Raw genomic sequence first — 22,742 nt, forward strand, 5'->3', positions numbered from 1 at the left:
CGATGACGGGTGAAGGCGGCATCGCGCGACGCGTCGCGCTTTATGGCGTGGCCGGCGTCGTCGCGGCCGGTGCGGTCTGGTATGTCGTCGGCGCGCCGGCGAAGCACGACGCCGGCGCGTCCGGCGTCGCGCCTGTCGTCGCGTCGTCGGCGCCCGCCGCCGCGGCGGCGAGCGCCGATGCGGGTTCGGGAGCCGGCGCGCTGCCCGCGTCGCTCGCGGGCTCGTCGGCGCCGCGGTTGCCGCTCGACGCGCGCGGCCATCTCGCGAAGGCGCGCGCGGTGCGCGATTTTTTTGACTATTGGCTGAGCGCGCAGAACGAGCTGAGCGCCGCGGCGCTCGATGCGCTCGTTTCGCGCGAGATCGCCGCGCAGCTCGACGGCACGATCGCGCAGGGCGAGGCGCTCGACGTCTGGAAACGCTACCGCGCGTATCTCGACCAGCTCGCGAAGCTGCCGGACGGCGGCGCGCCCGGCAACAAGTTCGACCTCGCGACGCTGCAGCTTGCGCTCGATCAGCGCGAGTCGATCGCGAGCCGCACGCTCGGCGACTGGAGCGCGCCGTTCTTCGGCGACGAGCAGCAGCGGCAGCGCTACGATCTCGCGCGGCTGAAGATCATGCGGGATGCCTCGCTGACGGATGCGCAGAAGGCCGCGCGCCTTGCCGCGCTCGAGCAGCAGTTGCCGCTCGATCAGCGCGCCGAACAGGCGCGCGAGAAGCAGCAGAACGATGCGGTCGCGCGGATCGCGCAATTGCAGAAGTCGGGGGCGTCGCCCGACGAGATGCGTGCGCAGCTCGCGCAATCGCTCGGGCCGCAAGCCGCGGATCGCGTCGCGAAGATGCAGCAGGCGAACGACGCGTGGCGCGCGAAGTACGACGCGTATGCGGCGCAGCGCGCGCAGATCGATGCGCAGAACCTGTCGCCGCAGGATCGCGACGCGCAGGTCGCGCAACTGCGGCAGCGCTATTTCACGGAGCCGGGCGAGGCGTTGCGCGCGGCGTCGCTCGATCGCGGCAGCGCGGCGACGCAGACGCAGTAGCGCGTCGTGCGCATGCGGTGCGCGCTCGGGCATGCCGCGCGTCGGCGCGCATCACGCGACGCGCCGCTTCGCGGCCCGATTCAGATCCGCTTCGATCGTTTGCGCGAGCGTGTCGAACGCGGGCGCGATGCGCTCGTTCGGCACGCACGCATAGCCGAGCAGCAGCCCGTCGCGCGCGGTCTCCGCATGGTTGTAGTAGGTGGTGAGCGGCCGCACGATCACGCCCGCGTCGAACGCGGTTTGCGTGATCGCGCGATCGTCGCAGCCCTTCGGCAGTCCGATCACGAGATGCAGGCCGGCTTCGTCGCCCATCACCGGCAGCGCATCGCCGAAGCGAGCGTGGATCGCGTCGATCAGCAATTGCCGGCGCTCGCCGTACAGCGCGCGCATCCGGCGCACGTGCGACGTCAGATAGCCGTCCATGATGAATTCGGCGAGCACGGCCTGCTGCATCAGTTGTCCTTCGCGATACAGCTCGGACAGCCCCGTCCTGAACGTCTCGACGAGATGCTCGGGCACGACCATGTAGCCGAGCCGCAGGCTCGGAAACAGCATCTTGCCGAGGCTGCCGACGTAGATCACGCGGCCCGCTTCGTCGAGCCCCTGCAGCGACGCGAGCGGCCGGCTGCCGTAGCGGAACTCGCTGTCGTAGTCGTCCTCGATGATCCAGCACTGATGCTGCCGCGCATATTCGAGCAGCATCCGGCGGCGCGCGAGGCTCATCACCATGCCGAGCGGATACTGATGCGACGGCGTGACGAGCGCGAGCCGCGGCGGATGCTTCAAATCCTGCGGACGCGGCGCGAGTCCTTCCTGATCGACGGGCACGGGAGCGAGCACGAGTCCCGCCGCCTGCAGCACGCTGCGCACGCCCCAGTAGCACGGCTCCTCGACCCACGCGCGATCGCCGACGTCCGCGAGCAGCCGCACCGACAGATCGATCGATTGATGAATCCCGGTCGTGATGACGATCTGGTCGGGCGAGCATTTGACCGAGCGCGCGACGCGCAAATAATCGGACAGCGCGCGGCGCAGCGGCCGGTAGCCGCCGCCCGGCGCGTAGGTCAGCAGCTCGGGATTCGCTTCCTTCCATAGCCGCGCCTGCAAGCGGCTCCACGTGCGCGTCGGAAACTCCGACACGTCCGGCACGCCCGGCATGAACGCGCCCCATTGGCGGCGCGACACGCCCGCGTACTTGATCAACTGCGTGCCGCGCGCGGACAGTGCGCCGTGCGCGCGCTGCCGTGCGGCAGCGGATTCGTCCGATGCATGCGCGGGCGCGCCGGCTTGCGCGCGCATCGCCGCCGCGTCGGGACGCGTGTCGGCGACGTAGGTGCCGCTGCCCGTCGTCGTCAGCACGTAGCCTTCCGTCGTCAGCTGGTCGTACACGTGCAGAACCGTGTTGCGCGCGATCGCGAGATCGGTGGCGAGCGTGCGCGAGCTCGGCAGCTTCGTGCCGGGCGTGAGCTCCCCCGACAGGATCGCCTGCTGCATCAGGCGCAGCAGTTGCCGGTACATCGGCTCGGCCGAGCGCCGCTCGAGTCGCGCGGCAAGCCAGTCGGAAAGGATCACGGTGTCCAAAGTGGTTCTATCGAAAATATTGAAATGGTTCCCTATTGTAGGACCGTGTGCGCCGTATAGTGAATCGCATCTCGAAATACCGAGCCAAGACGAAAAGGGGACGGGACGATGAAGACCGATGATGTGATCGTCAGCTTTCGCGGCGTGCGCAAGACCTACGACGGCGAAACGCTCGTCGTCAAATCGCTCGATCTGGATATCCGGCGGGGCGAATTCCTGACGCTGCTCGGGCCGTCCGGCTCGGGCAAGACCACTTGCCTGATGATGCTCGCGGGCTTCGAGTTCCCGACGGGCGGCGAAATCCGCCTCGACGGCGAGCTGCTGAACAACGTGCCGCCGCACAAGCGCAATATCGGCATGGTGTTCCAGAACTATGCGCTCTTTCCTCATCTGACCGTCGAGCAGAACGTCGACTATCCGCTGAGCGTGCGCCGGATGTCCGCCGCCGAGCGCAAGGACCGCGTCGCGGCCGCGCTGCGGATGGTGCAGATGGAGCGCTTCGCGAAGCGTTATCCGGCGCAGCTGTCGGGCGGTCAGCAACAGCGGATCGCGCTGGCGCGCGCGCTCGTGTTCGAGCCGAAGCTCGTGCTGATGGACGAGCCGCTCGGCGCGCTCGACAAGCAGCTGCGCGAACACATGCAGTACGAACTGAAAGCGCTGCATGAAAAGCTCGGGCTCACCTTCGTCTACGTGACGCACGATCAAGGCGAGGCACTGACGATGTCCGATCGCGTCGCGGTGTTCGACAAGGGCATCGTGCAGCAGCTCGACACCGTCGATCGGCTCTACGAATCGCCGTGCAACGAGTTCGTCGCGAACTTCATCGGCGACAGCAACCGGCTGCGCGGCACGGTCGCGAGCGTGAACGGCGAGTTCTGCGAATTCCGGCTCGACGACGGCACGCATCTCGTCGGCCTGAACACAGGCAACGCGCAAGCGGGCGCGACCGGCATCGCATGCATCCGCCCCGAGCGGATGAACGTCGCGCCGGGCAACGGCCATGCGGCGAACGGCACGGCGAATGCGCTGTCGGGCGAAGCGCGCAGCCTCATCTATTTCGGCGATCACGTCCGGATGCGCTGCGCGCTGCCGGGACAGGACGAATGCTTCGTCAAGGTGCCGCTCGGCACCGGCGCGCTCGCCGCGTTCACGCCGGGCGCGCCGATTTCGCTCGAGTTCCGGCCCGAGCATCTGCGGGTCTTCGCATGAACGCGAGGCCGCGCGTCACGCGTCGCGTTTCGCACAACCACCACGCTTCACCTGTCACGAGAGGAAACATCATGATTCACGCATTCAACACGCCGCGCCGCGCGGTTGCGCTGCTGTCGCTCGCCGCGTTCTGCACGACGGCGGGTGCGGCCGAACTGACCGTCGTCAACTTCGGCGGCGCGAACGGCGACGCGCAGAAGGCCGCGTTCAACCAGCCGTTCGAGAAGACGACCGGCAACAAGGTCACGGCCGTCGAGTACAACGGCGAGCAGGCGAAAGTGAAGGCGATGGTCGAGGCGAAGCACGTGAACTGGGACGTCGTCGAAGTCGAGTCGGGCGATCTGAACCGCGGCTGCGACGAAGGCCTGTACGAGAAGCTCGACTGGGCGAAGATCGCAAAGAAATCCGATCTGATTCCCGAGTCGCCGCAGACGTGCGGCGTCGGCTTCTTCGTGTGGTCGACGGCGCTCGCGTACAACGCGGACAAGCTGAAGAGCGCGCCCGCCGGCTGGGCCGATTTCTGGGACGTGAAGAAATTCCCCGGCAAGCGCGGGATGCGCAAGGGCGCGCGCTACAACCTCGAGTTCGCGCTGATGGCGGACGGCGTCGCGCCGAAGGACGTCTACAAGGTGCTCGCGACGAAGGCGGGCCAGGATCGCGCGTTCAAGAAGCTCGACGAGCTGAAGCCGAACATCCAGTGGTGGGAGGCCGGCGCGCAGCCGCCGCAATTCCTCGTCGCCGGCGACGTCGTGATGTCGAGCGCGTACAACGGCCGGATCGACGCCGCGCAGAAGGAAGGGAAGAACCTGAAGGTCGTCTGGAACGGCAGCATCTACGATCTGGACTACTGGGCGATTCCGAAGGGCTCGCCGAACAAGGCGCTCGCCGAGCAGTACATCGCGTACACGCTGACGTCCAAGCCGCAGCAGGACTACGCGCACCACATCGCGTACGGCCCGGCGAACGTGACGGCGATCAAGTCGCTCGACGCGAAGACGCTCGCGAATCTGCCGAATTCGCCGACGAACGGCAAGAGCGCGGTGCTGCAGAACATCACGTTCTGGACCGATCACGGCGACGAGCTCGAGCAGCGCTTCGCCGCGTGGGCGTCGAAGTGACGGCCGCGTGAGCCGATGAAGCAACCGGCCGCGCGCGTCACGGCGGCGCGCGCGGCGTTCCTCCGAATGGCGTTTCGGCCGGAGACTACCGTTGAATACGATGACGATCGCTACGCAGTCGGCGCCGCCGACTCACTCGCTCAAGCGTGAACTGAAAGCGGCCGAGGCCAGGAAGCGCGCGATGGCGTTGCTGCTCGTCGCGCCGCTCGCGATATTCCTGCTGCTCGTGTTCGTGGTCCCGATCGGCGCGCTGCTCACGCGCGCCGTGCAGAATCCCGAGATCGCGACCGCGCTGCCGCATACGGTCGCCGCGCTCGCGGACTGGGACCGCAAGGCGCCGCCCGGCGACGCCGCCTACGTGGCGCTCGCGGCCGACCTCACGCAGGCCGCCGACGGCGAGGCGATGGGCGCGCTCGCGCGGCGCCTGAACACCGAGATTCCCGGCTATCGGTCGCTCGTCGCGAAGACCGCGCGCGCGATGCCGTTGGCGGGCGACGCGAAAGCGGCGCTCACGCCCGCGCAGACGCACGCGAAGCTGATCGAGCTCGACGAGCGCTGGGGCGACCCCGCTTACTGGCAGGCGATCGCGAAGAACGGCGGCCGCTATTCGCCGTTCTATCTGCTCGCGGCACTCGATCACCGGCAGGACGGCTTCGGCCGGGTCGTGCCCGCCGATCCCGATCAATCGATCTATCTCGCGATCTTCGGGCGCACGCTCGTGATCGGCTTCGCGGTCACGCTGTTCGCGCTGCTGCTCGGCTATCCGCTCGCGTACTGGATCTCGACGCTGCCCGAGCGGCGCGCGAATCTCGCGATGATCCTCGTGCTGATTCCGTTCTGGACGTCGGTGCTCGTGCGCGTCGCCGCATGGATCGTGCTGCTGCAAAGCGAAGGGCTCGTCAATCGCGCGCTGATCGACGTCGGGCTGATCTCGCAGCCGCTCGCGCTGCTGTTCAATCGCGTCGGCGTCTACATCTCGATGACGCACATCCTGCTGCCGTTCATGATCCTGCCGCTCTACAGCGTGATGAAGTCGATTCCGCCGAGCTATCAGCGCGCGGCGGTGTCGCTCGGCAGCCACCCGTTCGCCGCGTTCTGGCGCGTGTACGTGCCGCAGACCTATCCGGGCATCGGCGCGGGCGCGCTGCTCGTGTTCATTCTCGCGATCGGCTACTACATCACGCCCGCGTTGCTCGGCGGTCCGAACGATCAGATGGTCAGCTACTACGTCGCGTACTTCACGAACGTGACGATCAACTGGGGGATGGCGTGCGCGCTCGGCGGCCTGCTGCTCGCCGCGACGCTCGCGCTGTACGCGCTCTACGGCCGCTTCACCCGCACGCAATTGAGCCTCGGCTGAGCGAAACCGGACGAACCAGGGAAACGAACATGAAACTGCTTGCGAAGCCGCTCTTTGCACCGCACGCGTCGATTGCCGAGCGTGCGTGGCATTTCGCGCTGCGCGGCCTCGTCGTGCTGACGCTCTTGTATCTGATCCTGCCCGTGCTCGCGATCGTGCCGCTGTCGTTCTCGTCGAGCACGTTCCTCGTCTATCCGATCCCGGGCTTCTCGATGCGCTGGTACGAGAACCTGCTCGCGTCCGACGAGTGGCGGATGGCCGCGAAGAACAGCTTCATCGTGGCGCCCGCCGCGACGCTCGTCGCGACCGTGCTCGGCACGCTCGCCGCGATCGGCCTGACGAAAAGCGATTTTCGCGGCAAGGGCCTGCTGATGGCGGTGCTGCTGTCGCCGATGATCGTGCCCGTCGTCGTCATGGGCGTCGGCATGTATCTGTTCTTCGCGCCGCTCGGCCTCGCGAACACGTACACGGGGCTCATCTGCGCGCACGCGGCGCTCGGCGTGCCGTTCGTCGTGACGACCGTCGCCGCGACGCTGCAGGGCTTCAATCAGAACCTCGTGCGCGCGAGCCTGTCGCTCGGCGCGAATCCGGTGACGACATTCTTCCGCGTGACGCTGCCCGTGATCGCGCCGGGCGTGATGTCGGGCGCGCTGTTCGCGTTCGCGACGTCGTTCGACGAAGTGGTCGTCACGCTGTTCCTCGCGGGCGCCGATCAGACGACGCTGCCGCGCCAGATGTTCACCGGCATTCGCGAGAACATCAGCCCGACGATCGCCGCGCTCGCGACGATCCTCATCGTCTTCTCGACCTGTCTGCTGCTCGCGCTCGAATGGCTTCGCGGACGCAATGCGAAGCGTGCGGTGAGCTGAAACTTCGGTATGCAGACCAGCGCGGCGCGTCCTCCGGTCACGCGCCGCGCTTGTCGTCCGCTGCCTGCCGATTCAGGCCTGGCATCTGCTGCTCACGCCGGCGAGCGCCGGCTTAGTTGAAGCCGCCCGACTGGATCAGCTGGTTCAGGTTCGAGATGTTGATGCTGCCCCAGCCGGTCGGGTAGTCCCAGCCGGTCGACGCGTTGTAGCCGTACCCCTGATAGCCGTTGTTGCCGGACGTGACGTCGTAGCGCACGAGCGACGAATGCGTCGGGATCGAATGATAGAAGCGCGCGGCCGGAAAGCCGAGATTCGCACCGTTCGCCGACAGGATCCGCGCCCAGAAGCCGCTGAAGATCGGCGCGGACAGGCTCGTGCCGCCGATCTGCTGCAACTGGCCGTAGTTGTAGATGTACGCGCCCGTGCTTTGCGCGGCGTCGAACGATACGTCCGGCAGCTTGCGGTTGCTGCCCGACTGCCACGACGGATTCGGCAGGATCGTGCTGACGCCGCCGCCCGTCGCCCACAGCTTGCCGTTGCCGTCGAGCCCTTCGTTCCACACGGTCTCGTTCGAGAACGCGCCCGACGACGACGTGTAGAGCGTCGTGCCGCCGATCGCGAGCACGTGCGGCGACGATGCCGGCCACGATACCGAGTAGTTCGAGCCGTCCGGGTAGCCGCGGTTGTTGCACTCGTAGACGCCTTCGTCGCCCGACGACACGGCGAACGTCTGGCCCTGCGCGACCGCTTGCGTGAAGATCTGCTCTTCGGCGGCGAGCGTGCCGTCCGCGTTCGCATCGGTTTCGCACCAGCCGAGCGACACGTTGATCACTTTCGCCGTGTTGTCCGATACGGCTTGGTTGAACGCTTGCGTGAGGCCGGTGTTGCCCGATGCGTTGAGATCGGCCATGTAGAAGATCAGTTGGCCGACCTGACCGCCCGCGGAGCCGACGATCGACTGGCTGTCGAGATCCCATTCGCCCTGGCCTTCCTGATCGTCGCTGTAGTTGCCGCCCGAGCCATTGGTCTGCACGGTCTGCGTCGACACGTTCGGATAGCTGTTCGCGCTCGTGAACTGCTGCAGATCCGACAACGCTTGCGACACGCCGCCGATCGTCATGATGCCGACCGTCGCGTTCGCCGCGGTCGGCACGCCGGTCGCGTTGTAGAGCCCAGGGAATTCCGACGGGTAGTGGCCCGTCGCCGTGCCTGACGCGAGCGCCTGCGGTTTCGCGACGGCGCCGATCTTCGACAGCGGCCGTGCGCGCGCGACGTTCTGCAGGCCGAGCACGGAGCCGACGACGTCGCCGAGCGCGCTCGGCACCTGCGCGGTGGACGCGTTCGCAAAGCCCGAGCGGCCCGCGTATTCGAAGTGAACGAGCGACGTGTTGAACGCGCGCTTGACCGTGCCCGCGGTGCCGCGCGCGGAAACGAGCATGCGGTTCGGTGCGACGCGGATGTCGACGAAGCCGTTCTTGCGCAGATAGTCGACGACTTGCTTCGCCTGCGCTTCGGTCGGCGCGTAGTTCGACAGGAATTGCGCGCTCGTGATGAATTGCCGGTACTGCGAACTATGCGGATCGTTGACGTTGTGCGCGATGGCTTTCAGTTGTTCGGCATTGCGCAGCTTCAGACTGACCACGATGTGCGTGGCTTCGCCGGACGCGAGCTCGAGCGATGCGGTGTTCGCGCTGCGGGCAAGCGTCTCGATCTGCGCATGGTTCAAGAAAGCTTTGGTATGCGTATCGACCCAATCCGTCGCGCCGTGTGCGACGCCGGCGGCGAGCGCGAACGGCCACACGCAGGCAAGTCGCCTGCACAGCGGGGAGAGGGAGAGTGCAAATTCGGCGGTCCTGTTCATCGAGTGTGTCCTTTTGAGAGAGTGCGACGTTGTCAAGCTCTGACCCTTGTGGGGACGAGAGCGCGCTAAGCGTATGCGAGCACTTCTCTTTTCGGTAACTGCCAGTTTCGTTAGCTGTTACTGTTGACAGAGAAAAAGTGACACACCAATCCACTATCTGAGTGATGAACGATGAATGAAAGGCGAAAGGGAGTTGGATGAAATTGCTTAGGATGCTGAATGAAAGAATGTGATGCGTGCGCGCCACATCCTCTCTTTTGACGGGTCCTTCTAGAGGCCGCGTCGAGGTGAGGGGGCGAGACCCGCGAGGCGTCGACGAATGCCGTTCCCGGTGCGAGCCGATGCGAGCCGATGCGATCGGCGGCTCCGATCAGGCAGCGATTTCGCTCCGCCGCAATCGATGTGAAGGCGGCCGCGAGTTTGCGCGCCGCAGCCGATTCATGGACGGAACAGATCGAAACTCGCAAGCGCGACGACGCCGCTCATCGCGATCATCGGCACCGAGTGCCGTCCCAGATAAAGTATCGCGGCGGCCGACCAGGTTGCGATGAAAAAGGCTCCGATTCGCTTCATGATGGATTCGCGGCGACGGCCGCGTCGAAATATGACGCGGATCCCGCCTCCGCGCGTGGCTCGGTACGTGGGCGCGGACGACCGGATGCGGCGCGCGCCGAAGTCGACATTATAGGGTTTTCCCTCGGTCCCCATGCCTGATGCAATGACGCAGCCGCGAGATTGGATCGTGTGCGTGATGGCGTCGGCGTGCCGGGCCCGTCTTGCTCCGATCGCTCGCGAGACTTCCGGACCGATGGCGTGAGCCAGCCGGATTCGCAGGCTGCCGTCGATGGGACGGCGTGATGAACGTCATCGCGCATGGTCTCCTCCTCATCGGATTTCGATCCGTATCGCAGGAAGTGCGCGGAAACAATCGGCACACAAAATCCGCACGATGGCGGCGCGTCGTCTGTCGTGCGCCGGCGAAGCGGGCCGCGCGCGTAATCGTCCCGACAAAGAACGGTGTCTGATCGGCGGCGCATGCTCGGCAGGCGAAGCGAAAGAAAGCGCGAGGCAGCGCGAGACAGCGTGAACCGGCAGCGACGAATCCGTTCGTCGCACGCGCTTTTAACGGAGCACATCGTTACGAAGACTGCTTGGAGCCGCGCGCGCCCGACAGCATGCCGGTGTTTCACATGCCGTCGGAAAGCGGTTCGTCCGCGTCGCAGAAGGTGATGCGCGACGCGGCCCGGTCGATCGGAATCGCAAGCCGACCGGGCCTACTACTTCTGGTAGTTGGGGAATCGCTCTGCCGCAGCCTAGATTGGTTTGTGATTCGTCGAGTTGCGATGCTTCGGCATTCGAACGATCGGGGAAACGGGCCGTCACGGCCGGCAACGAAGCATCGTCGACGAGAGATCGCTCACGATCTCGTGACAGGCCGCTCGGAGGCGCCCGGCATCGTTAGCAAGACGAAACGGCACCGGATACAGAAGGAGAATGCGAAAGCCCGGAGCGCCGGCAAAAAAGGAACCGCGCGCTAACGACGTCCATACCGAAAGAGGGGCTCGCCTCGGACGATGTCGCGCGCGCACCGGAATTCCTTTGCGTCGAAGCGGAAGGACATGACGCGATTGCTTTGCCTTCGACGACGGTTGTGCGTCGTAGCCGTCGTCGACGAGGCGAGATGCCGCTGACGGAAATCGAACGATCGGAATCGAGGCCACGCCAAAGGCAGCCGCGCCACACGAACACGAAGAAATACATGACGGGGACCATCAGATGTTCCGTGCATCCAGCATCGGCTTCGATCGGGCGCGCTCGGCTCGCGTCGTGCTGCACGCGTTGGCGGGCTGGGTCGCGTGCGTGCTGCCCGTCGCCGCGTCGCATGCGCCGACGTTCTGGGCATGGAACGCGCTGGCCGCGCTTGCGCTTGCCAGCATCGGGACGACGCGCGCATGTCGCGACCTGCGCGCAAGCGTTTCGCCGATCGCGGGCGCGGCCGTGTTGAGCGGCGCGCTGCTTGCGGACTTTGCTTCTACCTATCCGGAGGCGGTGCTCGCACTGTGCAGCCGTGCGTCCTTCGTCGACGATTGGATCCTGCATGTTCGCCTGTTTCCGTTCACCGCGGCAGCGATGCTCGGCTCGAGCATCCTGAGCGTGCACGGCGAGCAAAAGCGCGGCGTCCGTCCATTCAGGCGGATCGTCGATGTCGCCGTCGCGCTCGGCACGATGATGTTCGCGATGAACCTGTCGGCCATGCTGCTGACGACGTGGGCGGATCTGGTCGACTGGCCGTGGGGCGCCAATGGGCTGGTGTGCTCGATGCTGGTCGGCATGATGCTCCATCACGTCGCGATGCGGGCGATGGTCGACGCGATAACGACGGCGAGGGCGAGCCATGCGATCAACTGACGCTTATCGGATCGGCATCGTCGTGTACGACGGCGTAGACCTGCTCGACGTCGCGGTGCCGCACGAGCTGTTCGACTGGATGGCGCAGATCGAGCCCGACGTGATCCACGACGCGCCGCATCGCGAAGTGCATCTGATCTCGTTCGACGGTCCTTCCGTCGCGACGCGCGACCGCCTGACGCTCGGTGGCGATTTGCCGAGTTTTCGCGATGTCGAGCAAATGGATCTGCTCTGGGTGCCCGGCGGCGATCCCGCCGCGCTGCAGCGCTTGATGCTCGATTCGGCGCGCATGGATTTTCTGTCGCGGCAGGCGTCGTCTGCCGATTACGCGGCATCGGTGTGCGAAGGGGCGCTGCTTGCCGCGGCGGCCGGTTATCTGGATGGTTGCAAAGCGACGACGCATTGGGCGTTTCTCCCATGTCTCAGGCTGTTTCCGCGCATCGACGTCGCGCCGGACTATCCGCGCTATATCGTCGACGGCACGCGCATCACGGGCGGCGGCATTTCGTCCGGGCTCGACGAGGCGCTGATGATCATCGCGCTGCTGGCGGGCGATGTCGTGGCCGGCAAGGTCCGGCTCAACATCCAGTACAACCCTTTACCCCCATTTACCGATGGCGATCCGTCGGTCGCTCGCCCGCCCGTTCTCGCGCCGGGCGAGGGCAGCACGTGCGCGTTTCCCGGCATGGCCGGGACCATCGCGCGGGTGCTTGCAAGACGGCGCAGTCATCCGTAAATCCCGCGGCATGCCGAGGGCCCGCAACGCTACGCGATAAAAGGAGTGGACATGTCTAACGTAAATGGATTGAGAGTGCGCCGGTCGTTGCGCGATCTTCAGAAGCTCTACGACAGCAATGAGGACAAGAAGCCGCTCGAAGACCTCGTGCGCGCATGGGCGGGCATCAAGGCGTTGCCGCCGTCGGATCCGAGATCGTTCTTCGCGCTCGGCGGCTACCACGGCGAGCCGTTCCAGTATCGCAAGCCGGTGGACGACCTGCCGCCTGACGACATCTATCCGTACTGGGGCGGCTACTGCAATCATGGCAACGTGCTGTTCCCGACCTGGCACCGGATGTACGTCTACAAGCTCGAAGAAGCGCTGCAGAGCATCGTGCCGGGCGTATCGATGCCGTTCTGGGACGAGACGAACGAGGACTCGCTGAAGAACGGCATTCCGTCGATCCTGACCCAGGAGCAGTTCGAGCTGGACGGCAAGAAGATCGACAATCCGCTGCGCTCGTTCGTGCTGCCCGAAGCGCTGTCCGATCGACTGCCGGGCGACAGCAACATCTACGAGAAGCCGAAGGGATACGTGACGGTGCGCTATCCGTTGTCCGGCCTCGTCGGCACGCCGGAAGCGCTCGAGCAGACGAAGATACATAATGCGAAGTTCCCGTTGCCGGAGAAGAATGCCGAACTGCTCAACAGCAACGTGAAGGCATGGTTGCGCGGCAGCTCGCCGACGCCGAAGGATCCCAATCCGACCCGGAACGGCGTCTATGCGAAATACGTCCGCTGCCTGTCGGCGCCGAACTACACGGTGTTTTCCAACACGACGTCGGCATCGGTATGGAACAGCTCGAACCCGGGCTACGTGACGCCCGTCGAATCGCCGCACAACGACATCCATCTGTCCGTCGGCGGCTTCGATTTCGGCGACCAGCCCGGCGACGAAGTCGGGCAGATCGCCGGCGCGAACGGCGACATGGGGGAAAACAACACGGCCGGCATGGATCCGATCTTCTTCTTCCATCACTGCAACGTCGATCGCATGTTCTGGGTCTGGCAAAAGCAGACGGGGCACACCGACCATCTCGACATCATCCGCGACTATCCGGGCACGAACGCGAGCGATTCGCAAGGGCCGACCCCCGGTTTCGCGCCGGGCCAGGCGCTCAGTCTCGAGACGCCGCTCAATCCGTTCAAGAAGTCCACCGGCGACGCCTACACGTCCGAGGACTGCATCAACATCGAGCGCCAGCTCGGGTTCACGTACGGGCCGGGCTCGCTCGACGACATCGCGCCCGAGCTGAAGGCGTCCTTGTTGGCCGTGCCGACCGGAAACAGCACGAAAAAGCTGACGGTGACGGGCATCGACCGCGCGCAGTTCCAAGGGTCCTTCATCATGAAGGCGTACGCGACCGTGACGGACCCGAACGGCAAGACGCGCGAGTACTACCTCGGTCACAAATCGGTTCTGAGCCGCTGGAACGTCGTGCATTGCGCGAATTGCCTGACGCATCTGGACGTCGTCGCGCATTTCCCGTTGAGCGTGATCCCGGCCGGCGACGTGCCGAAAGCGAAGTTCCGGGTGGAATTCGTTCACCGCGGGGGCGGCGTGCCGAGCGCGGCGAAGGCCGCCATCGCCGCGGTGTCCGGATTGCAGCCGCATTTCGAGGTCGCCGACTGAAGGACGGCGAGGGCGCCGCGCGCGTCCTCGCTGGCGGTCCGTTTCCTTTTCCACGTGTGCCGCTCCGGGTTGGCGCTCAGGCCGATCCGGTGCGACCAAGGAGTTCGACATGAGCTATGACCCGGAAATCGGCAGCCTGGCAGGCATCTGGACGTACCGCAGTTTGATCAATGATCCTAACTTGTCGACAGACTTCGACAAGCTGGAGTTCGGCCGCGCCAACATCCAGATCGACAAGGCGCCGATGGGCGTCTTCAAGGGGCGCATCTACGGCGACGAATGGGAACTGACGCTGAGCGGCTATGTCGACTACGGCGCGCCCAATACCGTGAGGTTCCAGGGGCGCGGCAAGGTGGGCGGCGAGGAATGGATCTACGACTACGTCGGCTATCTGAGCCCGGCCTGGCCGAACGGCACCAAGCAGCGGCCCGCGCTCGTCGGGTCGATCGTGCGCACCGTGCCGCATTCGAACGGAGCGGGCGGCGTCGCGCCCGCAGGCGTCGTGTGCTCATGGTATGCGGTGCTCGACAAGCCGGCGAGCTGACGGCCGATCCGACCGCTTCTCGCCGATCAACGCGCCCGGCGTGGCCGGGCCGTTCGCCCGCCGCGCACGCGCCGCTGCGTTGCGCGGCCGTCCGGGAAACATCTCTTCTCCGGTAATCGCTCGATTCGAGTGCGAACGGCGCAATGCCGCCGCGAGTCCGCACCAGTCGTCGGCCAGTGACTTCGATCGCCGCGTCGATGCGCGCCGGCATCGGCGTATGCTCCGTTTTGCGGGACTGCAACGCTCGTGAGCGCGACGGTTGCCGCCCGGTTCGAAGCGGTGCGCTTGCGGCGGACGATCCGATTCGTCTCTCGGGCGTCGTCTCACGAGCGGTCGATGCGGCCGCGCCTGCCCGCGTCCGTCCGCGTCCGCCACGCACCGGCGGACGGCATGGCCGCGGCAAGCGCCGCATCGACGCGCGGCGACCGCCCGTTCGGCAATCCCGACGCCCGCTCAAAGGACATCATGGCCTGGCTTGCCGATACCGTACTCGTCTTGCATGCGCTGATCGTGCTTTTCATCGTCGGCGGACTCGTCGCGATCTGGACGGGCGCCGCGCTCGGCTGGCGATGGGTGCGCGACCGGACGTTCAGGCTCGTCCATCTGCTTGCGATCGGCGTCGTCGCCGCGTTGGCGGCGCTCGGCATCGATTGCCCGCTGACCGTGCTCGAAGACCGTCTGCGCACCGGTTCGCCAAGTGCGCAGGGCTTCGTGCAGCGCTGGGTCGGCCGGCTGCTGTACTACGAGTTGCCGGCGTGGGTGTTCACGGTCGCGTACGTGCTGTTCGCGCTGATCGTATGGCTGACGTGGCGGCGGATTCCCGCTCGCCGGAACCGATAGTTGCGGAGGCGGCGCAACCGACTCGCGTCGTTGCAAGCGTCTTCATCCGGCGATCGCGGTTCGGATCGTCGATGGGGTCGGGCGCGACTTCGTCGAGCGAACGGCGTCGATGCCGAATTTCGGCAAAACGTGCCTGCCGGCTTTCGTGGTCGGGAGCGGCGTCCCGCGGCACAAAAAAAAAGCCCGGCCAGGCCGGGCTTCAAATCGACCGCGCACGCATCGCTGCGTCGCGCGGTCCCTGCAAAAAACAGGACGCTTACGCTGCGAGCAGCGAGCGCAGCACGAACGGCAGGATGCCGCCGTGCTTGTAGTAGTCGACTTCGATCGGCGTATCGATGCGCAGCAGCACCGGCACGCGCTTCGTTTCGCCGTTCTTGCGATGGATCACGAGCGTGACGTCCTGTTGCGGCTTGAAGTCGTCGCCGAGACCTTCGATGTCGTACGTCTCGTCGCCCGTGATGCCGAGCGACTGGATGCTGTCCGAGCCCTTGAACTGCAGCGGCAGCACGCCCATGCCGACCAGGTTCGAACGGTGGATCCGCTCGAAGCTGCGTGCGATCACGGCCTTCACGCCGAGCAGCTGCGTGCCCTTCGCCGCCCAGTCGCGCGACGAGCCCGTGCCGTACTCTTCGCCCGCGAACACGACGGTCGGCGTGCCGGCGTCGATGTACTTCATCGCCGCGTCGTAGATCGACAGCTGTTCGCCGCTCGGCTGGTGGATCGTCAGGCCGCCTTCGACGCGCGTGCCGTCGGCCTTCGCCGGGATCATCAGGTTCTTGATCCGGACGTTCGCGAACGTGCCGCGCATCATCACGTCGTGGTTGCCGCGGCGCGAGCCGTAGCTGTTGAAGTCGGCCTTCTGCACGCCGTTTTCCTTCAGCCACTTGCCTGCCGGCGAGTCTTCCTTGATCGAGCCTGCCGGGCTGATGTGGTCGGTCGTCACCGAATCGCCGAAGATGCCGAGCGCGCGCGCGCCCTTGACCGCCGCGATCGAATCGGCCGGCTCCATCGAGAATTCGCTGCCGAAGAACGGCGGTTCCGCGATGTAGGTCGACTTCGGCCAGTCGTACACCTGGCCGCTTTCGCCTTCGATCTTGCTCCAGAGGTCGCCCTTCTTCGTGAGCTGCGAGTAGTTCTTCTCGAACTTCTCCGGATCGAGCGCGAACTTGAGGAGCGACTGGACTTCTTCGCTCGTCGGCCAGATGTCGCCGAGGTAGATGTCCTTGCCGCCCTTGCCCTGGCCGACCGGCTCGGTCATCAGGTCACGCGTGATGTTGCCGGCGATCGCATACGCGACGACGAGCGGCGGCGACGCCAGGAAGTTCGCGCGGATGTTCGGGTGGATGCGCGCTTCGAAGTTGCGGTTGCCCGACAGCACGGCCGCCGCGACGATGTCGTTCTTCGTGATCGCTTCGTTCAGCTCGGGCGTGAGGTCGCCCGCGTTGCCGATGCAGGTCGTGCAGCCGTACGCGGCGACTTCGAAGCCGAGCTTCGCGAGGTAGGGCAAGAGGCCCGTCTTCGTCAGGTACTCGGTGACGATCCGCGATCCCGGCGCAAGCGACGTCTTGATGTGCGGCGCGACGGTCAGGCCGGCTTCGACGGCCTTCTTCGCGACGAGGCCGGCGGCCAGCAGCACGCTCGGGTTCGACGTGTTCGTGCACGACGTGATCGCGGCGATCAGCACGTCGCCGTTCTTCACGTCGACGCCGTTGCTCGTCTTGTACTGGGCGTTCAGGTCTTCCGCCTTCTTCGCGAAGCCGTTTTCCGCGACGGGCTTCGAGAACAGGTCGCTGAACGTCGACTTGACGTTGCCGATCTCGATGCGGTCCTGCGGACGCTTCGGGCCCGCCAGCGACGGCGCGACGGTCGACAGATCCAGCGTCAGCGTCTTCGTGTAGTCGATGTCGCCCGCCTTCGGGATGCCGAACAGGTCCTGCGCCTTGAAGTAGTTCTCGAACGCGGCGATTTCCGCCTTCGTGCGGCCCGTGCCCTTGAAGTAGTCGATCGTCTTCTCGTCGACCGGGAAGAAGCCCATCGTCGCGCCGTATTCCGGCGCCATGTTCGCGATCGTCGCGCGGTCCGGCAGCGCGAGCGTCTTCGTGCCGACGCCGAAGAACTCGACGAACTTGCCGACGACCTTCTCCTTGCGCAGCATTTCGGTGATGGTCAGCACCAGGTCGGTGGCCGTCACGCCTTCGCGCAGCTTGCCCTTCAGCTCGACGCCGACGACGTCCGGCGTCAGGAAGTACACCGGCTGGCCGAGCATGCCCGCTTCGGCTTCGATGCCGCCCACGCCCCAGCCGACGACGCCGATGCCGTTGATCATCGTCGTGTGGCTGTCGGTGCCGACGAGCGTGTCGGGGTAGTAGACGGTGTCGCCGTCGTCCTTCTTCTTGTGGACGCCGCGCGCGAGGTACTCGAGGTTCACCTGGTGGACGATGCCGACGCCCGGCGGCACGACCTTGAACGTGTCGAACGCCTGCATGCCCCACTTCATGAACTGGTAGCGCTCGTTGTTGCGCTGGAACTCCAGCTTCATGTTCAGGTCGAGCGCGTCCTTCTGGCGGAAGTAGTCGATCTGCACCGAGTGGTCGACGACGAGATCCACCGGAACCAGCGGCTCGATCTTCTTCGGATTCTTGCCCGCGCGCTTCGCGACGCCGCGCATCGCGGCGATGTCGGCGAGGAGCGGCACGCCCGTGAAGTCCTGCAGCACGACGCGCGACACGACGAACGGGATTTCGTCGACGCGCTTCGCATTCGGCTTCCAGTTGGCCAGCTGCGCGATGTGCTCTTCGGTGATCTTCTTGCCGTCGTAGTTGCGCAGCACGGACTCGAGCACGATCCGGATCGAGACCGGCAGGCGCTCGATCTTCGTCTTCAGTTCCTTGCCGAGCTTCGGCAGCGAGTAGAACTTGCCTTTGCCGGAACCGCTGTCGAATTCCTTGAGTGTTTTGTGGAGATTGTGGGCCATGGTGATTTCCTGGGTTTGAGGCTAGGAAAGAAGAAGTCCTGTATCTGACGGCTATATCACATACAGATCGACGTACTCATCGACCGGCATCGCTTCGAGCTTTGCCTGGTCCAGCGACACGTCGAGAATCGCTTGTTGCTGCTTCGCCGGGAAACGGCGAGCGAGATTCGTCCTGAACTTGTCGATGAGGAGCGGAATCCCGTCGGCGCGCCGCCGCATATGGCCGATCGGATACTCGACCGCCACTTCGGCGAGCGTCGATCCGTCGTCGAACTCGATCGTCAGCGCATTCGCGATCGAGCGCTTCGCCGGATCGTGGTAATCCTGCGTGAATTGCGGGTCTTCGACGCACGCGATCTTCGCGCGCAACGCGTCGATCCTCGGGTCGGCCGCGATCGCGTCCTCGTAGTCGGCGGCCGTGAGGCGGCCGAACAGGAGCGGCACGGCGATCATGTACTGGATGCAGTGATCGCGGTCCGCCGGGTTCGCGAGCGGGCCCTGCTTGTCGATGATGCGGATCGCCGCCGCGTGCGTGCGCACCGCGACGCGGCGGATCTCGTCCGCCGTGCGGCCGGCGGCCGCGAGCTGCGCGTGCAGCGTCATCGCGGCCTCGACGGCCGTCTGCGCATGGAATTCGGCCGGATACGAGATCTTGAACAGCACGTTTTCCATCACGTACGTGCCGTACGGGCGCTGGAAGCGGAACGGCCTGCCGCCGAACGACACGTCGTAGAAGCCCCAGGTCTTCGCGGTCAGCGCGGACGGATAGCCCATCTCGCCCGTCTTCGCGATCAGCGCGAGGCGCACGGCGCGCGACGTCGCGTCGCCCGCCGCCCACGACTTGCGCGAACCGGTGTTCGGCGCGTGGCGGTAGGTGCGCAGCGCCTGGCCGTCGACGAACGCGAGCGACAGCGCGTTGATCAGCTCGTCGCGCGACAGGCCGAGCAGGCGGCCGACGGCCGCGGTCGACGCGACCTTCACGAGCAGCACGTGGTCGAGGCCGACCTGATTGAACGAATTCTCGAGCGCGAGGCAGCCCTGGATCTCGTGCGCGTGGATCATCGCGACGAGCACGTCCTTCATCGCGAGCGGCCGCTTGCCGGCCGCGATCGCGGTGCGCGACAGCCAGTCGGCCGTCGCGAGGATGCCGCCCAGGTTGTCGGACGGATGGCCCCATTCGGCCGCGAGCCAGGTGTCGTTGAAGTCGAGCCAGCGGATCGCCGCGCCGATGTTGAACGCGGCCTGCACCGGATCGAGCTGGAATGGCGTGCCGGGCACCTTCGCGCCGTGCGGCACGATCGTGCCCGGCACGATCGGCCCCAGCAGCTTGGTGCAGGCGGGATACGACAGCGCTTCGAGTCCGCACCCGAGCGTATCGATCAGGCAGTGGCGCGCGGTTTCGAGCGCGAGCGCACTGTCGATGCGATGGTTCAGCACGTAGTCGGCGATATCGACCAGCACTGAATCCGGCGCGGGCCGGACGTTCGGGATCGGGGCGGACATCGAAGCTCCTGTCGGGATCGACCTCAGTTCGCCGGCTTCAGCTCGTTCGACTGGGTCGGCGCGACCGCGTTGCCGGCCGCCATTTCGGGCGTCTGGCACTCGTCGGCGAGGCGGCTGTCGTCCTTGTCGCTGAAGAGCATCGCCTTCGTCGGGATCACGACGAGCTTCATGCCGCTTGCCGGGTCGTAGAACACGTCCGCGCCCGTCGTCGTCTGCTGACGGGGCAGCTTGTAGTTCTTGTTGGCCCAGTGGACCGTGACGATCTGGTCGCGCTTCATGTCGCCCGCGAGATCGTACGACAGGCCGTCCTTACAGGACCACTTGACCGCGCCTTCCGGCACCGGATCGGTTTTCGCGGCCGCGCGCGCCTGCGCCTTCTTGCTGCGCGGGATCAGATGGCGCTTCGGCGCGGGGCGCTTCGGCGTGGCCTTCTTCGCGGTGGCGGACGAGTCCTGAGCGAACGCGCTCGGCGCCGCGGCCAGCATCGTGGCGGACAGAGCGCCAATGACGGTGGCGATCAGCAGTTTCTTCATGGAGTCAGAACCTTACATTTAATCGGTTAACAAGGGCGGACGCACAGCTCGTCCACCGGGTTGAACTGCACGCGCCCCGGAAGCGCGCAGCGGCCGCTATTTTCACCTATTTGGCCGGTCGAATTCAGTTTTTGCGCCCCGTGCACCGTTCATGCTTCGCGTCGCTCCGCCGCCCGTTCGTCCGCGTCTCGAAAGAGCGGCGCCGATTCCGCCGGCAGCGGCTGGCCGGTCGCCCGCGCGCGGCGCAGCACCGACCAGTAGTAGCGGTAGCTCGCCCGGTCGTGCAGCGCGTCGTCGTGGCGCGTCGGGCCCCAGTCGGCCGCCTGCGCGGCAAGCAGGATCCCGGTCGCGCGCGCGATTTCGCCCGCGCGCGGCGCGAACGCCGCGACGATCTCGCGGATCTGCGCCGGATGGATGCTCCACATCCGCGTGTAGCCGAATTCCTCGCGGGCGCGGCGCGCGTCGCCCGCGACGACGCGCATGTCGCGCACCTCGGTCGTCACGTTGTGCGACGGGGTCTTGCCGTGCGCATGGCACGCGGCGGCGATCTCGAGCTTCGCGCGGCGCACGAGCGGGTGGTCGAACTGGCCGGGCGCGCGCATCGCGTCGTCCGGAATCGCGCCGTGATGCGCGGACACGAAGTCCATCAGGCCGAAGCTCAGCGTCGCGACGGTCGGCAGCGCGGCGATTTGCGCAGCGTCGGCGAGCGCGCCGTGCGTCTCGATCAGCACGTCGACGGGGATCGGCCGCGCGATGCCGAGCTCGCGGCGGGAAGCCTCGATGAACGCGCACATTTCGGCCGCGTCGGCCGCGCCGCCGACCTTCGGCAGCGTCAGATAGGCGGGCGGGCGCGCCGCGCGCAGGACGATGCGCACGTCGTCGCGCCAGTGAGGGTGGGAAATGTCGTGGATCCGGGCGCCGACGCGCCCGAAGCGGTTCGCGTCGCCGCCGACGAGCGCCGCGACGAGCGCCGCGTGCTCGGCCTCGCGGCCGACGGCGGCGCCGTCCTCGCAGTCGAGCGTGATGTCGAAGACGGGGCCGAGCTCGGTCTGCAGCGCGAGCGATTTCAGCATCAGCTTCTCGCTGCCCGCGTAATGATCGCAGCACGGCGGGATCGCGGGCGGCGCAACGCCTTCGTACAGCACTTCTGCGGGTGTGAGCGCGGACATCTGTTCTTCTGCGTCAGGTCAGGATCTGGGCCAACGTGGAACATCGGATTCGTACGGGCTCTGGGGCGGCGCCGATGCGTGGCGCCGGGCACAAAGCCCGTGCGAATCGGATTGCCGGCGGGGCCGGGCGCCGTGCCCGGCCCCGCCGGCCGCCCGGTCCGCCGCCGCGCGGCGGGCCCGGGCGAAGGGCATTACTTCAGCAGGTGGGCGACGCCGTCGCGCTCTTCGAGCAGCTCGGCCAGCGTGCCGTCCATCTTCTCACGCGAGAACGCGTCGATTTCGAGGCCTTCGACGCGCTTGTACTCGCCGTTTTCGCAGATCACCGGCACGCCGTAGATGATGTCCTCGGGGATGCCGTACGAGCCGTCCGACGGGATGCCCATCGTGACCCACTTGCCGTTCGTGCCGAGCACCCAGTCGCGGACGTGGTCGATCGCCGCGTTCGCCGCCGACGCCGCCGACGACAGGCCGCGCGCTTCGATGATCGCCGCGCCGCGCTTGCCGACGGTCGGGATGAACGTGTCGCGGTTCCACACGTCGTCGTTGATCAGCTTCAGCAGCGATTTGCCTTCGGCGGTCGCGAAGCGGAAGTCGGGGTACATCGTCGGCGAGTGGTTGCCCCACACGGCGAGCTTCTCGATCGACGCGACCGGCTTGCCCGACTTGGCCGCGAGCTGCGACAGCGCCCGGTTGTGATCGAGGCGCAGCATCGCGGTGAAGTTCTTCTTCGGCAGGTCCGGCGCCGACTTCATCGCGATGTACGCGTTCGTGTTGGCCGGGTTGCCGACGACCAGCACCTTCACGTCGCGGCTCGCGACTTCGTTCAGCGCGGCGCCCTGGACCGTGAAGATTTCCGCGTTGGCCGACAGCAGATCCTTGCGCTCCATGCCCTTCGAGCGCGGGCGGGCGCCGACCAGCAGCGCGACGTCGGCATCCTTGAACGCGACCTTCGGGTCGTCGGTGATCACGACGCCCGCGAGCAGCGGGAACGCGCAGTCGTCCAGTTCCATCACGACGCCTTTGACGGCGCCTTGCGCTTGCGGGAGGTCGAGCAGTTGCAGGATGACCGGCTGGTCCTTGCCGAGCAGGTCGCCGTTCGCGATGCGGAACAGCAGCGAGTAAGCGATTTGACCTGCGGCGCCGGTGACGGCAACGCGCTTTGCGGGCTTAGCCATTGAGAAATCTCCAGGACATTGAGCGTGGGACGCTAGGGAAAACGCCATTTTATGCGCGTTACACGAAGCGTTGCTTTAAAGCAGGGCGGAGGACTCGCGGCGCATGCGCGGCGCGCCTGAAGATAGGCTAGGCACGTAGCCCGGGACGCG

General features: G+C 66.2%; 18 protein-coding genes. 10 read left to right on the forward strand and 8 right to left on the reverse strand.

What is annotated here, in order from left to right:
* Positions 1-2 precede the first annotated feature (2 nt).
* Positions 3-1,037: a lipase secretion chaperone gene (locus BG90_RS23260; RefSeq protein ID WP_045568405.1), complete on the forward strand. Its 1,035-nt coding sequence runs from the start codon at positions 3-5 to the stop codon at positions 1,035-1,037.
* 51 nt (positions 1,038-1,088) lie between these two features.
* On the opposite strand, the gene pdxR is transcribed toward BG90_RS23260, so the two are convergent.
* Positions 1,089-2,618, reverse strand: a complete 1,530-nt coding sequence (gene pdxR, locus BG90_RS23265) for a MocR-like pyridoxine biosynthesis transcription factor PdxR (RefSeq protein ID WP_010112174.1) — start codon at positions 2,616-2,618, stop codon at positions 1,089-1,091.
* Between the two features lie 108 nt (positions 2,619-2,726).
* On the opposite strand from pdxR, the gene BG90_RS23270 reads away from it, so the two are divergent.
* The 4 genes from BG90_RS23270 (at position 2,727) to BG90_RS23285 (ending at position 7,174) form a co-directional block, all read left to right on the forward strand.
* A complete protein-coding gene (locus tag BG90_RS23270) occupies positions 2,727-3,827 on the forward strand; it encodes an ABC transporter ATP-binding protein (RefSeq protein ID WP_010120012.1) in 1,101 nt (366 codons plus the stop codon).
* A 71-nt stretch (positions 3,828-3,898) separates the two neighbouring features.
* Positions 3,899-4,945 (forward strand): ABC transporter substrate-binding protein, encoded by a 1,047-nt coding sequence (locus tag BG90_RS23275; RefSeq protein WP_010112172.1) that lies wholly within the window; start codon positions 3,899-3,901, stop codon positions 4,943-4,945.
* Positions 4,946-5,045: 100 nt separating this feature from the next.
* The gene (locus BG90_RS23280) at positions 5,046-6,305 is read left to right on the forward strand and encodes an ABC transporter permease (RefSeq protein WP_045568181.1); all 1,260 of its coding nucleotides are present in this window, start codon (positions 5,046-5,048) and stop codon (positions 6,303-6,305) included.
* Between the two features lie 29 nt (positions 6,306-6,334).
* Positions 6,335-7,174 carry an ABC transporter permease gene (locus tag BG90_RS23285; protein WP_010119999.1) on the forward strand — a complete coding sequence of 280 codons (840 nt, stop codon included), beginning with the start codon at positions 6,335-6,337 and terminating at the stop codon, positions 7,172-7,174.
* A 112-nt stretch (positions 7,175-7,286) separates the two neighbouring features.
* On the opposite strand, the gene BG90_RS23290 is transcribed toward BG90_RS23285, so the two are convergent.
* Both BG90_RS23290 and BG90_RS36490 read right to left on the reverse strand, forming a co-directional pair.
* Positions 7,287-9,035 carry a S53 family peptidase gene (locus BG90_RS23290; RefSeq protein WP_038802104.1) on the reverse strand — a complete coding sequence of 583 codons (1,749 nt, stop codon included), beginning with the start codon at positions 9,033-9,035 and terminating at the stop codon, positions 7,287-7,289.
* A gap of 438 nt (positions 9,036-9,473) precedes the next feature.
* Positions 9,474-9,743: a hypothetical protein gene (locus BG90_RS36490; RefSeq protein WP_162486581.1), complete on the reverse strand. Its 270-nt coding sequence runs from the start codon at positions 9,741-9,743 to the stop codon at positions 9,474-9,476.
* A 1,068-nt stretch (positions 9,744-10,811) separates the two neighbouring features.
* On the opposite strand from BG90_RS36490, the gene BG90_RS23300 reads away from it, so the two are divergent.
* From BG90_RS23300 to BG90_RS23320, 5 genes are all read left to right on the forward strand, one after another.
* Positions 10,812-11,444, forward strand: a complete 633-nt coding sequence (locus BG90_RS23300; RefSeq protein ID WP_010119991.1) for a hypothetical protein — start codon at positions 10,812-10,814, stop codon at positions 11,442-11,444.
* Positions 11,431-12,180 carry a DJ-1/PfpI family protein gene (locus tag BG90_RS23305; protein ID WP_010119989.1) on the forward strand — a complete coding sequence of 250 codons (750 nt, stop codon included), beginning with the start codon at positions 11,431-11,433 and terminating at the stop codon, positions 12,178-12,180. The genes BG90_RS23300 and BG90_RS23305 overlap by 14 nt, the downstream gene beginning before the upstream one ends.
* 51 nt (positions 12,181-12,231) lie before the next feature.
* Entirely contained in the window at positions 12,232-13,854 is a 1,623-nt protein-coding gene (locus tag BG90_RS23310) for a tyrosinase family protein (protein WP_025990334.1), read from the forward strand.
* Positions 13,855-13,963: 109 nt separating this feature from the next.
* Positions 13,964-14,398 carry a hypothetical protein gene (locus BG90_RS23315; protein WP_025990333.1) on the forward strand — a complete coding sequence of 145 codons (435 nt, stop codon included), beginning with the start codon at positions 13,964-13,966 and terminating at the stop codon, positions 14,396-14,398.
* A gap of 465 nt (positions 14,399-14,863) precedes the next feature.
* Positions 14,864-15,238, forward strand: coding sequence for a DUF2784 domain-containing protein (locus tag BG90_RS23320; protein ID WP_025990332.1), 375 nt, complete (start codon positions 14,864-14,866; stop codon positions 15,236-15,238).
* 256 nt (positions 15,239-15,494) lie between these two features.
* Here BG90_RS23320 and acnA read toward each other — a convergent pair whose 3' ends face one another.
* The 5 genes from acnA to BG90_RS23345 all read right to left on the reverse strand — a co-directional run bounded on the left by acnA (position 15,495) and on the right by BG90_RS23345 (position 22,592).
* Positions 15,495-18,212: an aconitate hydratase AcnA gene (gene acnA, locus BG90_RS23325; protein ID WP_010119979.1), complete on the reverse strand. Its 2,718-nt coding sequence runs from the start codon at positions 18,210-18,212 to the stop codon at positions 15,495-15,497.
* Between the two features lie 51 nt (positions 18,213-18,263).
* Complete coding sequence (locus BG90_RS23330) at positions 18,264-19,715, reverse strand: bifunctional 2-methylcitrate dehydratase/aconitate hydratase (RefSeq protein ID WP_010119977.1); 1,452 nt, start codon at positions 19,713-19,715, stop codon at positions 18,264-18,266.
* 23 nt (positions 19,716-19,738) lie between these two features.
* Positions 19,739-20,248 carry a hypothetical protein gene (locus BG90_RS23335; protein WP_010119975.1) on the reverse strand — a complete coding sequence of 170 codons (510 nt, stop codon included), beginning with the start codon at positions 20,246-20,248 and terminating at the stop codon, positions 19,739-19,741.
* A 149-nt stretch (positions 20,249-20,397) separates the two neighbouring features.
* Entirely contained in the window at positions 20,398-21,417 is a 1,020-nt protein-coding gene (locus BG90_RS23340; protein ID WP_010119974.1) for an HpcH/HpaI aldolase/citrate lyase family protein, read from the reverse strand.
* Between the two features lie 191 nt (positions 21,418-21,608).
* The gene (locus BG90_RS23345; protein ID WP_010119965.1) at positions 21,609-22,592 is read right to left on the reverse strand and encodes a malate dehydrogenase; all 984 of its coding nucleotides are present in this window, start codon (positions 22,590-22,592) and stop codon (positions 21,609-21,611) included.
* Positions 22,593-22,742 lie beyond the last annotated feature (150 nt).

Source organism: Burkholderia oklahomensis C6786 (assembly GCF_000959365.1).
In the GTDB taxonomy this organism is placed as follows: Bacteria; Pseudomonadota; Gammaproteobacteria; order Burkholderiales; family Burkholderiaceae; genus Burkholderia; species Burkholderia oklahomensis.

Bases quoted from the DNA above. Each gene is read 5' to 3' on its own strand.
- acnA (WP_010119979.1), bottom strand. From the start codon at position 18,212: ATGGCCCACAATCTCCACAAAACACTCAAGGAATTCGACAGCGGTTCC.
- BG90_RS23275 (WP_010112172.1), top strand. From the start codon at position 3,899: ATGATTCACGCATTCAACACGCCGCGCCGCGCGGTTGCGCTGCTGTCG.
- BG90_RS23330 (WP_010119977.1), bottom strand. From the start codon at position 19,715: ATGTCCGCCCCGATCCCGAACGTCCGGCCCGCGCCGGATTCAGTGCTG.
- BG90_RS36490 (WP_162486581.1), bottom strand. From the start codon at position 9,743: ATGGGGACCGAGGGAAAACCCTATAATGTCGACTTCGGCGCGCGCCGC.
- BG90_RS23285 (WP_010119999.1), top strand. From the start codon at position 6,335: ATGAAACTGCTTGCGAAGCCGCTCTTTGCACCGCACGCGTCGATTGCC.
- BG90_RS23320 (WP_025990332.1), top strand. From the start codon at position 14,864: ATGGCCTGGCTTGCCGATACCGTACTCGTCTTGCATGCGCTGATCGTG.
- BG90_RS23280 (WP_045568181.1), top strand. From the start codon at position 5,046: ATGACGATCGCTACGCAGTCGGCGCCGCCGACTCACTCGCTCAAGCGT.
- BG90_RS23270 (WP_010120012.1), top strand. From the start codon at position 2,727: ATGAAGACCGATGATGTGATCGTCAGCTTTCGCGGCGTGCGCAAGACC.
- BG90_RS23260 (WP_045568405.1), top strand. From the start codon at position 3: ATGACGGGTGAAGGCGGCATCGCGCGACGCGTCGCGCTTTATGGCGTG.
- BG90_RS23300 (WP_010119991.1), top strand. From the start codon at position 10,812: ATGTTCCGTGCATCCAGCATCGGCTTCGATCGGGCGCGCTCGGCTCGC.
- BG90_RS23315 (WP_025990333.1), top strand. From the start codon at position 13,964: ATGAGCTATGACCCGGAAATCGGCAGCCTGGCAGGCATCTGGACGTAC.
- BG90_RS23340 (WP_010119974.1), bottom strand. From the start codon at position 21,417: ATGTCCGCGCTCACACCCGCAGAAGTGCTGTACGAAGGCGTTGCGCCG.
- BG90_RS23345 (WP_010119965.1), bottom strand. From the start codon at position 22,592: ATGGCTAAGCCCGCAAAGCGCGTTGCCGTCACCGGCGCCGCAGGTCAA.
- BG90_RS23335 (WP_010119975.1), bottom strand. From the start codon at position 20,248: ATGAAGAAACTGCTGATCGCCACCGTCATTGGCGCTCTGTCCGCCACG.
- BG90_RS23305 (WP_010119989.1), top strand. From the start codon at position 11,431: ATGCGATCAACTGACGCTTATCGGATCGGCATCGTCGTGTACGACGGC.
- BG90_RS23310 (WP_025990334.1), top strand. From the start codon at position 12,232: ATGTCTAACGTAAATGGATTGAGAGTGCGCCGGTCGTTGCGCGATCTT.
- BG90_RS23290 (WP_038802104.1), bottom strand. From the start codon at position 9,035: ATGAACAGGACCGCCGAATTTGCACTCTCCCTCTCCCCGCTGTGCAGG.